Annotated in this window: 10 protein-coding genes; 1 reads left to right on the top strand and 9 read right to left on the bottom strand. The window is 61.0% G+C overall.

Annotated elements, in window-relative coordinates:
- The first annotated feature begins 212 nt into the window (after positions 1 to 212).
- Positions 213 to 1,304: a DUF1615 domain-containing protein gene (locus P3G59_RS19135; RefSeq protein ID WP_277758535.1), complete on the top strand. Its 1,092-nt coding sequence runs from the start codon at positions 213 to 215 to the stop codon at positions 1,302 to 1,304.
- Positions 1,305 to 1,375: 71 nt separating this feature from the next.
- Here P3G59_RS19135 and P3G59_RS19130 read toward each other — a convergent pair whose 3' ends face one another.
- From P3G59_RS19130 to P3G59_RS19090, 9 genes are all read right to left on the bottom strand, one after another.
- Positions 1,376 to 1,738 carry a hypothetical protein gene (locus P3G59_RS19130; protein WP_277758534.1) on the bottom strand — a complete coding sequence of 121 codons (363 nt, stop codon included), beginning with the start codon at positions 1,736 to 1,738 and terminating at the stop codon, positions 1,376 to 1,378.
- A gap of 132 nt (positions 1,739 to 1,870) precedes the next feature.
- Entirely contained in the window at positions 1,871 to 2,563 is a 693-nt protein-coding gene (locus P3G59_RS19125; RefSeq protein WP_277758533.1) for an anti-sigma factor, read from the bottom strand.
- Positions 2,560 to 3,093: a sigma-70 family RNA polymerase sigma factor gene (locus P3G59_RS19120; RefSeq protein ID WP_277758532.1), complete on the bottom strand. Its 534-nt coding sequence runs from the start codon at positions 3,091 to 3,093 to the stop codon at positions 2,560 to 2,562. The genes P3G59_RS19125 and P3G59_RS19120 overlap by 4 nt, the downstream gene beginning before the upstream one ends.
- A gap of 161 nt (positions 3,094 to 3,254) precedes the next feature.
- The gene (locus tag P3G59_RS19115; RefSeq protein ID WP_277758531.1) at positions 3,255 to 3,776 is read right to left on the bottom strand and encodes a DUF3455 domain-containing protein; all 522 of its coding nucleotides are present in this window, start codon (positions 3,774 to 3,776) and stop codon (positions 3,255 to 3,257) included.
- A gap of 167 nt (positions 3,777 to 3,943) precedes the next feature.
- Positions 3,944 to 5,578, bottom strand: coding sequence for an ABC transporter ATP-binding protein (locus P3G59_RS19110; protein WP_277758530.1), 1,635 nt, complete (start codon positions 5,576 to 5,578; stop codon positions 3,944 to 3,946).
- Positions 5,579 to 5,592: 14 nt separating this feature from the next.
- Positions 5,593 to 6,615 (bottom strand): ABC transporter permease, encoded by a 1,023-nt coding sequence (locus P3G59_RS19105; RefSeq protein WP_277758529.1) that lies wholly within the window; start codon positions 6,613 to 6,615, stop codon positions 5,593 to 5,595.
- Entirely contained in the window at positions 6,615 to 7,679 is a 1,065-nt protein-coding gene (yejB, locus tag P3G59_RS19100) for a microcin C ABC transporter permease YejB (protein WP_150709074.1), read from the bottom strand. The genes P3G59_RS19105 and yejB overlap by 1 nt, the downstream gene beginning before the upstream one ends.
- Positions 7,664 to 9,547, bottom strand: a complete 1,884-nt coding sequence (locus tag P3G59_RS19095) for an extracellular solute-binding protein (RefSeq protein ID WP_277758528.1) — start codon at positions 9,545 to 9,547, stop codon at positions 7,664 to 7,666. The genes yejB and P3G59_RS19095 overlap by 16 nt, the downstream gene beginning before the upstream one ends.
- Before the next feature lie 153 nt (positions 9,548 to 9,700).
- Positions 9,701 to 12,412 (bottom strand): TonB-dependent receptor, encoded by a 2,712-nt coding sequence (locus tag P3G59_RS19090; protein WP_277758527.1) that lies wholly within the window; start codon positions 12,410 to 12,412, stop codon positions 9,701 to 9,703.
- Between the last annotated feature and the right edge of the window lie 29 nt (positions 12,413 to 12,441).

Raw genomic sequence — 12,441 nt, 5'->3', positions numbered from 1 at the left:
AAATGCGACTCCAGGTGCAAATGATAGATTTTCTCAGTAACGCTTTGCAATCTGTTTGTCATCACCCCTTCAAAACGCACATCCCCCTGTAGGAGCTGCCGCAGGCGGCGATCTTTTGATCTTGTTTTTCAAAGTCAAAAGATCGCCGCCTGCGGCAGCTCCTACACGGATTGTGTATGGTGGTTCGGGCTTAATGGACTGGATGGAGCAACATGCACGACCCTCGATTACCGATCACGCTCGCCGCACTGCTGGTGCTCGCCGGTTGCGCGGGGCAGCGCAGCCAGGAGCCGGTGCCTCGTGCGCCTGCCGAAGTGAAAGCCGAGATCGTACGGCTGATGCCGGCCAAGACTGCCGATCGCCAAGGCTGGGCCACCGACATCTATGCCGCATTTGCCGCGCAGAACATCAGCCCGACCACGCAGAATCTGTGTTCCGTGCTGGCCGTGGCCGAGCAGGAATCGACCTTCCAGGCCGACCCCACCGTGCCGGGCCTGGGCAAAATCGCCCGCGACGAAATCGACCGTCGCGCCGCCAAGGTGCACATCCCCAGCCTGTTGGTCAGCGGCGCGCTGCAAGTGCGTTCAACCAACGGCAAAACCTACAGCGAACGTCTGAATGCGGCACGCAGTGAGAAAGAACTCAGCGGTATTTTCGACGACTTCATCGGTCGGGTGCCGATGGGCCGCACGCTGTTCGGCGGCTTCAACCCGGTGCACACGGGCGGGCCGATGCAGGTCAGCATCGAATTTGCCGAGCAGCACGCCAAGGACTATCCGTACCCGGTGGACGGCACGATCCGCCACGAAGTGTTCAGCCGCCGCGGTGGCATGTATTTTGGTATCGCGCATTTGCTCGGTTATCCGGTGAGTTATCGCGAGCCGCTGTATCGGTTTGCCGATTTCAATGCCGGTTGGTACGCCAGCCGCAATGCCGCTTTTCAGAATGCAGTCAGCCGTGCGTCCGGCATTCCGTTGGCACTCGATGGCGACCTGATCCGCTACGACTCGATCATGCCCGGCGGCACGGAACTGGCGGTGCGCACCCTCGGCAAGTCGTTGGGCATGCGCAACCCGACCATTCGCGATCAACTGGAGAAGGGCAAAACCCTGGAATTCGAAGAGACCAAGCTCTATCAACGGGTGTTCGAACTGGCGGAGCAAGCGGAGGGGAAGAAGCTGCCGCGCGCGGTGTTGCCGGGGATCGTGCTGCAGAGTCCGAAGATCACCCGCAAGCTCACGACGGCGTGGTTCGCCAAACGCGTGGATGAGCGCTACAAGCGCTGCATGGCCAAGGCCGGATAAAACACACCGACATAAAAAACCCGGCTGGGGGAGCCGGGTTTCTCTGGGGTGTTGCGCTTGCAGCCTTTCATTCAGGCAACGCGGCGTTCGAGCAGACGATCCGAGCCACCGTCGGCAACGCGGCGTTCCAGCAGGCGATCCGAGCCACCTTCAGCGACGCGGCGTTCGAGCAGACGATCAGAGCCACCTTCAGCGACGCGGCGTTCCAGCAGACGATCCGAGCCACCTTCGGCAACGCGGCGTTCGAGCAGGCGATCCGAGCCACCTTCGGCAACGCGGCGTTCCAGCAGACGGTCCGAACCACCTTCAGCCACACGGCTTTCGATCAGTTTGTCCGAGCCGCCTTCGGCGATCATGGTGTGGGCCGGTGTAGCGGCGAAAGCGTTGATAGCGAAGACCGAGAAAGCGAGACCGAGAAGAGTTTGGCGTTTCATGAGTGTGTGCTCCGGGGTGTTATTGGTTGGTATGGAGCTGATGTTACGCCGGAGATTTTTTATGAGAACTTCATTGCCGTGATGGTGAACATCGACGTCGATGATGGTAGCTGGAACCCGCAGATCAGAGCCTCACAGCACCTTCACCGCGCGCCCGATCGCCTGAATCGGCCCGGTCGGTTTGCCGATTGGCGAGCCATTGGCGCCTTCCAGTGTCAGCTCGAACAACTGATTGGGTTGCAGCGGCGGCAGTTTGTCCAGCGGCACCGACAAGGCCTGTCCCGGTTTGACCAGCCCTAGTGACACCGGCCCCTGCCAACCGTCAGCCTTGGTCCAGAATTCCAGTGCCTTGTCCGCTGGCACTTCGACCACACCCAGCGGAATCAGCTGAATCTCGCGCGAATTGCTCGCCTGAATCACCCAGCCCGGGGCCTTGTCCTGCGGCGCGACCAACACCACCAGATAACTTGTTTTTGGCGTGGTCTGGGTCAACAGAATCGAACCCAAAATCAACGTTGCCGCCAATCCGGCCGCGCTCAAGCCGCGCCAGAGCGGCAGCAGATTCCACCATGACGTTGCAGTTGCTTCCCGCGCCAGTCGCCCGACGCTGCGCTCAATGCGCGGCCACAACTGCGCCGACGGTTGCTGCGGTTCAGCCATATCCGTCAGCTCCAGCAGACGTCGCTCCCAGGCATCCACGGCCGCACGTAGTTCGGGCTCATTCTGTAACCGGCGTTGCACCTCGATGCGCTGCTCGATCGACAGCGTGCCGAGCACATACTCACCGGCCAGCTCATCACGGTCCTGCGCCGATTCAGTGGTCATCCCATGCACTCCCGCAATGCGTTGAGGCTGCGCTTGATCCACGCCTTGACCGTGCCCAGCGGCGTGTCGAGACGCGTAGCAATCTGCGCGTGAGAATAGCCATCGACGTAGGCGTGAAGGATGCAGCGTCGCCGCTGCGGATCAAGTTGTTCCAGGCAGCGATGAATACGCGCCGAATGAGCCTGGGCATCAACGACATCAGCATCCCCGGTCGTTTCATGCTCAGCGCCGAGCGACGTCTCGCGACTCTGATCACGCAGCAGATTCAGCGCCAGATGCCGGGTCACGCTGAACATCCAGCCGCGCGCCGAACCGCGTGCCGGGTCAAACCCCGCCGCGCCGTTCCAGATCTTGATAAACGCCTCATGAACGATGTCCTCCGCCAGCGCCGTGTCACGCACCAGACGCTTGGCCACACCGAGCAGACGCGGACCTTCCTGCACGTACAAATCGCGCAGGGCCGCGCGCTCGCCACGGGCACAGGCAGCGAGACGGGCTTCGTAATCGAAAGCGGATTCGGCTAAAGGCATGGCGTGCAATCTAGCTCACATTCCTCAAACATCCAGACAACCGAGTTGCCCCCTGTGGGAGCGAGCTTGCTCGCGAAGACGGCGCGTCAGGCAACTTATGTGTAACTGATACACCGCCTTCGCGAGCAAGCTCCCACATTGGATCTCGGTAAGTCCGGAGATCAGTTCGCCGCCCAGAAAATGTAATCGGCCTGATACTTCACCACTTCCTGCTTGCCCTTGTTCGCCGCCGTACATTCGCTGCCCGGCGCCACGCCGCCCTTGAGTGCGACGCGCTGAATGTAACTCACGCCGCTCATGGCGCCTTTACCTTCGGCGGGATTGGCCTTGACCAGTTGATAGGGCAGGTTGCCCGGACTCGATGGCGCCACCGCGAGTTGCGTGCCGGTGACTTTCGAACCGTCCTTGGCCTGCCAGGTTGCTGGCGGGCCGAAGTAGGTGCCGACCTGTTTGCCGCTGCGATCATTGAGTACGGCTTTCGGGCCGACGAAGGTCCACTCGGTCTGCCCGGCCACGTTGGGCTTGTCGCGGCACTCGTAGGTGATCTCGCCGACGCCGGTGGTTTCCATCGCGATCTTGTGACCGTCCGGGACTTTGATCGCGTCGGGGTAACTGCTTTGGGCAAAAGTCGTCGAGGACAGGGCGAGCAAACCGGTGAGGTCAATCAGCTGGGTAATGTTCATCAGTGTTATCTCCGAAAAGGGTAGACCGCTGACAGCCGAAGTGGGCTGTTACAGGGACTACCCGTGGCGGAGGCGTTTGGATGCAGTGCCTGAAAAATAAATTTCAAACCCGACAATAACCCCTGTGGGAGCGAGCCTGCTCGCGAAGGCGTCGGGTCAGCCAGCACTTATGTGACTGACACACCGTATTCGCGAGCAGGCTCGCTCCCACAGGGATTTTTATCGGGCTTGAGGCCGGAGGCTTTCAGCAGTTCCTGAGTGTAGGGATGTTGCGGCGCAGCAAAAATCTCCCGCGACGAACCCTGCTCCACCACCTTGCCATCCTTGATCACCATCAAGTCATGCGCCAACGCATGCACCACCGCCAGGTCATGGCTGATGAACAAATAGGTCAACCCATGCTTGATCTGCAATTGCCGCAACAACTCCACCACTTGCTTCTGCACCGTGCGATCCAGTGCCGATGTCGGCTCATCCAGCAGAATCAGCGCCGGTTCCAGCACCAGTGCACGGGCAATCGAGATGCGCTGGCGCTGGCCACCGGAAAACTCGTGGGGATAACGATGCCGGCTCTGCGGATCGAGGCCGACTTCTTCCAGCACGCGAATCACCGCTGCTTCTCGCTCGGCCTCGGTGTCGATACCGTGAGTCAGCAAGCCTTCGGCAATGATCTGCTGCACCGACATCCGTGGGCTCAGGCTGCCGAACGGATCCTGAAACACCACCTGAAGCTGCCGCCGCAATGGCCGCATCAGACGCTGATTGAGCAGGCTCAATTGCTTGTTGCCGAAACGGATATTGCCCTCGGATTCGACCAGTCGCAGGATCGCCTGACCCAGTGTCGATTTGCCCGAACCCGACTCGCCGACAATTCCCAACGTCTTGCCGCGTTGCAGGGTGAAACTGACCCCGTCCACCGCTTTGATGTAATCCTGCTGGCGGCTGAACAGCCCTTTTGGCAATGGAAACCAGACTTTCAAATCATCGACTTCCAGCAGGTTGTGAGCGTACTCACTCGGCACCGGCGCGCCGCTCGGTTCCGCGTCGATCAACAGACGACTGTAAGGATGCCGGGGCGCACCAAACAGCGTTGCGCAATCGGCCTGCTCAACGATCTCGCCCTGGCGCATCACGCACACGCGCTGGGCGATGCGGCGTACCAGATTGAGGTCGTGGCTGATCAGCAACAACGACATGCCCAGCCGCTGCTGCAACTCGATCAACAACTCGAGAATCTTCTGCTGCACCGTGACATCCAGCGCCGTGGTCGGCTCATCGGCGATCAACAGTTCCGGCTCATTGGCCAGCGCCATGGCGATCATCACCCGTTGCCGCTGACCACCGGAAAGCTGATGTGGGTAGGCTTTCAAACGCTGCAAAGGCTGGCGAATGCCGACCAGATTCAGCAGCTCCAACGTCCGCTCACGTGCAGCGCGGCCCTTCAGACCTTTGTGAATCTCAAGCACTTCGCTGACTTGCCTTTCCACCGTGTGCAACGGGTTCAGCGAGGTCATCGGCTCCTGGAAAATCATCGCAATGCGGTTGCCGCGCAAGCCGCGCATCTGCTGCTCGCTGGCGTGCAATAAATCCACGCCGTTGTAGCGGATCGCGCCGCTGCTACTGACGTTCTTGCCCGGCAACAAACGCAGAATCGAATGCGCGGTTACCGACTTTCCCGAGCCGGATTCACCGACCAGCGCCAGGCACTCGCCACGGCGAATGTCCAGGTTCACCCCGTGCACCACTTCCTGCCCGGCGAAGGCCACGCGCAGATCGCGAATTTCAATCAGGTTGTCGTTCATCTCAGCTCCTTGGATCAAGATCGTGGATCAAACGCATCACGGCAAGCCTCACCGATGAAGACCAACAAAGACAAAATCAGCGCCAAGGCAAAGAACGCCGCCAGCCCCAGCCACGGCGCTTGCAGATTGCGCTTGGCCTGCCCGATCAATTCGCCCAGCGACGCGGTGCCGGCCGGCATGCCGAAGCCGAGAAAATCCAGCGCGGTCAGGGTGGCGATGGCGCCGGTCAGAATGAACGGCAGGTAGGTGAGGGTGGAGGTCATCGCGTTGGGCAGGATGTGCCGGCACATCAGTTCGTTGTCGGTCAGGCCCAGTGCCCGCGCGGCTTTGACGTACTCGAGATTGCCCCCACGAAGGAACTCGGCGCGCACCACATCAACCAGCGCCAGCCAGGAAAACAGCGCCATGATCCCCAGCAGCCACCAGAAACTCGGCGAGACAAATCCGGACAAAATGATCAGCAGGTACAGCACCGGCAACCCCGACCAGATCTCCAGCACACGCTGCCCGAGCAAATCGACCCAACCGCCGTAATAACCCTGCAACGCCCCGGCGACGATGCCGATAAACGCACTGATGACGGTGAGAATCAGCGCAAACAGAATCGAAATCCGCGTGCCGAAAATCACCCGCGCCAATACGTCGCGCGCCTGATCGTCGGTGCCCAGCCAGTTGCTTGAGGACGGTGGGCTCGGCGCCGGTTCGCTGAGGTCGTAATTGACCGTGTCGTAACTGAACGGAATCGGCGGAAACAGCATCCAGCCGCCCTGATCCTCGATCAGCTTGTGCACGTAACCGCTGGCGTAATCCGGCTGAAACGGCAGCTCGCCGCCGAAGTCGGTTTCCAGGTAATCGCTGAGGATCGGGAAGTAAAAAGCATCGTGGTAGCGGATCACCAAGGGCTTGTCGTTGGCGATCAACTCACCGCCAAGGCAAATCAGGCACAGACCGATAAACAGCCACAACGACCAGCGCCCACGCCGGTTGGCCTTGAACTGCGCCACGCGGCGCTGGCCGAGAGGAGAAAGTGTGAACATCAGGCAGTCCTCGCCGAGAAGTCGATGCGCGGGTCGAGCAGGGTGTAGCAGAGGTCGCCGATCAGCTTGATCAGCAGGCCGAACAGGGTGAACAGAAACAGCGCGCCGAACACCACCGGATAGTCGCGCGACACTGCCGCTTCGTAGCTCATGCGCCCGAGGCCGTCGAGGTTGAAGATGGTTTCGATCAGCAGGGAACCGGCGAAAAACACCTCGATCAGCGCCGACGGCACACCGGCCACCACCAGCAGCATCGCGTTGCGAAACACATGGCCGTAGAGCACTCGCCTCTCGGTCAGACCCTTGGCCCGCGCGGTGATCACGTACTGGCGGCTGATCTCGTTGAGGAAGCTGTTTTTGGTCAGGATCGTCAGCGTGGCGAAGCCGCCGATCACCAGCGCCGTCACCGGCAACACCAGGTGCCAGAGGTAGTCGCCGACCTTGCCCAACGTGCTGAGGCTGTCGAAGTTATCCGAGACCAGGCCCTGCACCGGAAACCAGTTGACGTAGCTGCCGCCGGCGAACACCACGATCAACAGAATCGCGAAAAGGAACGCCGGCATCGCGTAGCCGATGATGATCGCCGTGCTGCTCCAGACATCAAACGCGCTGCCGTTTTTGATCGCTTTGCGAATGCCCAGCGGGATCGAAATCAGGTAGGTGATCAGCGTTGCCCACAAGCCCAGCGACAGCGACACCGGCAGCTTCTGCACGATCAGGTCGGTGACCTTGGCGCCGCGAAAGAAACTGCTGCCCAGATCCAGTTGCGCGTAGTTTTTCAGCATCAGCCACAGGCGTTCGTGCAGCGGTTTGTCGAAGCCGTAATGGTGTTTGATTTCTTCGATCAGCGCCGGGTCGAGGCCACGGCTGCTGCGGCCCGCACCGCCAATCGCAGCGACCTCGCCACCGCCGCCCATGCTGTGCCCGCCGAAGCCTTGCAGGCGCGCGATAGCTTGCTCCACCGGACCACCCGGCGCAGCCTGCACGATGAGAAAGTTCACCACCAGAATGCACAACAGCGTGGGGATGATCAGCAGCAAACGTCGACTCAAATAACGCAGCATGTCACTGGCCCCCCCGCAAGCTGAGTGTGCATCTGCTGGGTGGTCAGCGCCTTGGCCGATACCTCCCACCAGGTGTTGAGGCCTTCGTCGTACGCCGGTTGTACGGGCGGCATGCCGAAGCGGTTCTGATACACCGTCGGCGTGCCTTTGGAGTAGTAGTTGGGAATCATGTAATAACCCCATTGCAGCACCCGGTCGAGGGCGCGCGCGTAATGCACCATGGCTTCGCGGGTATTGGCCTGGACCAGCCCGTCGATCAGTTGATCGACCGCCGGATTGGCCAGCACCATCGAGTTGGAACTGCCGACTTGCGTAGCACTTTGCGAGGCATACAGGCTGTACAACTCGCGGCCAGGGGAGACGATCGGATCGCCGCTGCGCGGGAAACTGGTGACGATCATGTCGTAGTCGCGGGCGTTGAGGCGGTTGACGTATTGCGCCGAATCGATCCGGCGCAGATTCAGCGTGATACCGATCTGCGCGAGGGTGCGTTTGAACGGCAGCAGCATGCGGTCGAAGCCGCCCTGACCGTCGAGAAAGGTGAACTCCAGCGGCTCACCGGCAGCGTTGACCAGGCGATTGTGTTGCGGTGTCCAGCCAGCCTCGGCGAGCAGTTTTAGTGCTTGCAGTTGCTTGTCACGGATGTAGCCACTGCCATCGGTTTTCGGCGCTTGATACACCGTGGTGAAAACCTCGTCGGGGACCTGCCCGCGCAAAGGTTCGAGGATTTTCAATTCTTCGGCATCAGGTAGCGCGGTGGCGGCCATTTCGCTCTTTGGCCAGAAGCTGTTCTGGCGCACGTAGAAGCCGCGCATCATCTGCTTGTTGGTCCACTCGAAATCCCACAGCAGGCTGATCGCCTGACGCACGCGGCGATCCTGGAAGATCGGGTTCTGCAGGTTGAACACGAAGCCCTGAGCGGCGGTGGGTTTTTCCGGCGCCAGAATCGACTGCTGCAAACGACCGTCGCGCAACGCCGGGCTGTCGTAGCCGACCACGTAACCGGACGAGGAAAACTCACGGTTGTAGTCGAACGCGCCGGCCTGCAACAGCTGCCGGGCGACGTCGGTGTCGCCGTAGAAATTCACCGTGAGGGTGTCGAAGTTGTACATCCCGCGACTCACCGGCAGGTCCTTGCCCCACCAGTCCGGGTCGCGTTGGAAACTGATGCTGCGCCCGGCGTCGACTTTGCTCACGCGGTACGGGCCGCTGCCCAGTGGTGGCTCGAAACCGCCGCCATTGGCGAAGTCGCGGGTTTGCCACCAATGCTCGGGGACGATGCGCATGGTCGCCAGATCCAGCGCCAACGTGCGGTTGAGGTTGTTCTTGAAGGTGAAACGCACCTGTCGCGGGCCTTCGATCAACACGTCCTGCACGTCGGCGTATTGCTGGCGATAACTCAGACTGCCCTTGGTCATCAGCAGGTTGTAGGTGTAACGCACGTCTTCGGCGGTGATCGGCGTGCCGTCGGCGAAACGTGCCTTTGGATTGAGGGTGAAGCGCACCCACAAACCTTCGGGGTCGCGCTCGATCTGTTGCGCGACCAATGCGTAAACAGTGTACGGCTCGTCGAGTGAACGGAACGCCAGCGGCGAGTACACCCAGTCGTTGACCTGCACCACGGAGATGCCCTGATCGGCATACGGGCTGATGTAGTTGTACTGGCCGATTTCCATCGACGCGCGGCTGAGCGAACCGCCCTTGGGCGCGTTGGCATCGACGAAATCAAAGTGCTGGAAGTTCGCCGGATACTTCGGCGCCTCGCCGTACACCGTCAGCGCATAACTGCCACCGGCCAGCGCCGAGGTGCCGGTGCACAGCAGCGCACTGCCGAGCAGCAGGCCAGTCATGTTGCGCAAAAAACTCATGAAATCACTCCTGAAAATCCCTGAAAGTCCACGGACCCAATGTGGGAGCGAGCCTGCTCGCGAAGGCGTCTTGTCAGCCGACATCTCTCTTGCTGATCCACCGCTTTCGCGAGCAGGCTCGCTCCCACAGGGGGAGATGTGTTCTGTTTCCGGTTAGAAGTGGTAAGTCATGCGCGCAAACAAGGTGCGGCCCAGCGGGTCGGTGTAGCGCGGGTCGTAGCCGCTCTGGAAGTTGTAGGCCTGGTTGGAGAACGGCGGGTTGCGGTCGAACACGTTCTTCATCCCGGCATCGACATCCAGCACCTTGTTGAAGGTGTAACCGGCCGACAGATCCCACACCGAATACGACGCCACGCGCGCGTGGGTATCGCGATCGTAGTCGTTGTAACCGGTGGTGAAGCGGTTGGTCAGTGCCGCCCGCGCCGCGCCGAAGGTCCAGCTGCCGGTGAGGTTGTGCTTCCAGCGCGCGATCACGCCGTCACCCTCGAAGTCGCCAACCTTGTCGGTGAACGGGCCTTTGATGGTGCTCTGGAAGTCGTACTCGTCAACATAGGTGCCTTGCAGCCCCAGACCGAATTGACCGTATGGCGTGTTCGGGAAGCGGTAATCGAGTGACACATCGACACCGTTGGTTTCGACGATGCCGAGGTTGGCGTTGCCGGTGACGATGTAGTTGAGCGTGCCGTCGGCGTTGCGCACGAAGCGATCCGGGTAGCTGCCGGCCTGATCAAACACAGTGGATTCCGGGAATGGCTGAATCTGGTTGGAAATGTGAATCCACCAGAAATCCAGACCCACCGAGAGGTTGCTGATCGGCTGATAAACAAAGCCCAGGGTCACGTTGCGCGCCTTCTCCGGCGCCAGATCTTCGTTGCCGCCAATCTGGTTGAGGAACTGCTGACCACAATCGCGGCCGCCGTTGCCGCCCGGTTGCACCACACCGCCGGTACACAGCACCGGGTCGTTGTAGTAACCCTGAGTGAAGGTGATGCTGCGCGGCGAATACAGCTCGTACAGCGACGGCGCACGGAAGCCTTCGCTGTAGGCACCACGCACCACCAGCTCTTTCAACGGCTGGTAGCGGAACGAATATTTCGGGTTGGTGGTGCTGCCGAAGTCGCTGTATTTGTCGTGACGCACGGCGGCGGACAGTTCGAGGCTGTCGAGCACCGGCACGTTGATTTCGGCGTAGGCGGCTTTCACGCTGCGGTCGCCTTCGACGCTGCCGGCCGGGTCTATACCGAGGCTCTGGATGTCACCGGCAAACTGTTCGAAGTCCTGATGGAATTTCTCTTTGCGGTACTCGCCGCCCAGCGCCAGACCGGATGGGCCGGCGCCGAACCAGTCGCCGATTTCACGACTGATACGACCATCGAAACCGGCTACACGACCCACAGCAGTGGTATAGGCGCCGTGGTACGCCGCGTTGTCGATGTACTGCTGACCGGCGGCAGACTGCGGGCCGAACGGGTTGAGCAAACCGCTGGCCAGACCGGCGATCATCGCCTGATCGCTGACATAACCGCTGGTGACGCTGGAAACGATTTTGTTCTGGTTGTACGAGGCGCCGACGTTGTAATCCCAGCCGCCGACCAGACCATCGAAGCTGAGCAAAAAGCGCTGGCTGGTGTTCTGGTCTTTCGATTCGCGCGGGCCGGCCGCGGTTTCACGCCAGTTCACATCGACCGGTTGGGTCGGGTCGAGGGCGAAGTCGGTCGGCGCCGGGGTGATGCCGTTGCCGGGGTAATAGGGCGATGAGCCGTCGAGACTCAGGCCGGTCAGCGGCGCAGGGCCGACCGCCGTGGCGTTATTGTTGCGCGACCAGAAGTATTCGAGATTGACGTTGTGATCGTCGGCCAGTTTTCCGGTGGTCTTGCCGAAGAACGAGGTCTTCTCGGTCTGTGGCACCAGGTCGATGAATTCACGGGTGCTGTAGCGGCACAAGCCGTCGCGGGCAATCAGGTTGGGGCCGTTGCAATTGCTGTTGGCCAACGGGTTGGTGGCGTTGCCGTTCTGGCTGTAGTTGCCGGGAAACGCGGTGCCGGAGGTCTGATCCAGACCGCGCCGGGGGGCGTAGTCGGTGGCGAAGGAGCGGTCGTTGGCGTCGAGGTTCTGCTGTTTGTTGTAGTTGAACACGCCGAGGACGTTGAAGCGGTCTTCTTGCAGATCGCCGTAGCCCCAACTCGCGCTCATGTCTTTGGTTTGGCCGCCACCGCTGTGGGTCGGGGTTTCACCGCCGAGGGTCAATTGGCCGTCGGTCAGGGATTTTTTGGTGATGAAGTTGATCACGCCGCCGATGGCGTCGGTGCCGTACAGCGCCGAGGCGCCGTCACGCAGCACTTCCACACGCTCGATGGCGGCAAACGGGATCATGTTCAGATCCACCGCGCCGCCGGCCGAGTTGGTGCCCGACAAGGCGTTGTTGGCCAGGCGCCGCCCGTTGAGCAGCACCAGCGTCTTGTTCGCGCCGATACCGCGCATGTCGGCGAACGAAGCACCACCCGTGGCCGCGCCGACCGAGCCGGCACTGTTGTTGATCGACTGGCTGCCGGTGATGCGCTGCACCAGTTCGGCGGTGGTGGTCACGCCCTGTTTGCGCAGCTCATCGGCCTTGAGAATGGTGATCGGCACCGCCGTTTCCGCATCGACCCGGCGAATCGCCGAACCGGTCACTTCCACCCGTTGCAGTTGCGTGGTCGGCGCAACCACCGCCGCTGCTGCCGGGACGCTAGCGTTGTCGTCCTCGGCCGCCTGCACAGTGCCGGCGCCCATCCCCATGGCCACCAGATACAACGGAACAAAACGGTGGCGAGAAATCGTGGCCACCAAGGGTTTGAGCGTGAAGCGTGGAGTGTTCATCAGCATGGTTATTTCCGACTTTTTAGACGTTATCG

It is taken from the genome of Pseudomonas sp. A34-9, from assembly GCF_029543085.1.
Lineage (GTDB): Bacteria > Pseudomonadota > Gammaproteobacteria > Pseudomonadales > Pseudomonadaceae > Aquipseudomonas.
Note: the sequence above shows the minus strand (reverse complement) of the source record. Positions and strands in the feature narration are given on the sequence as shown.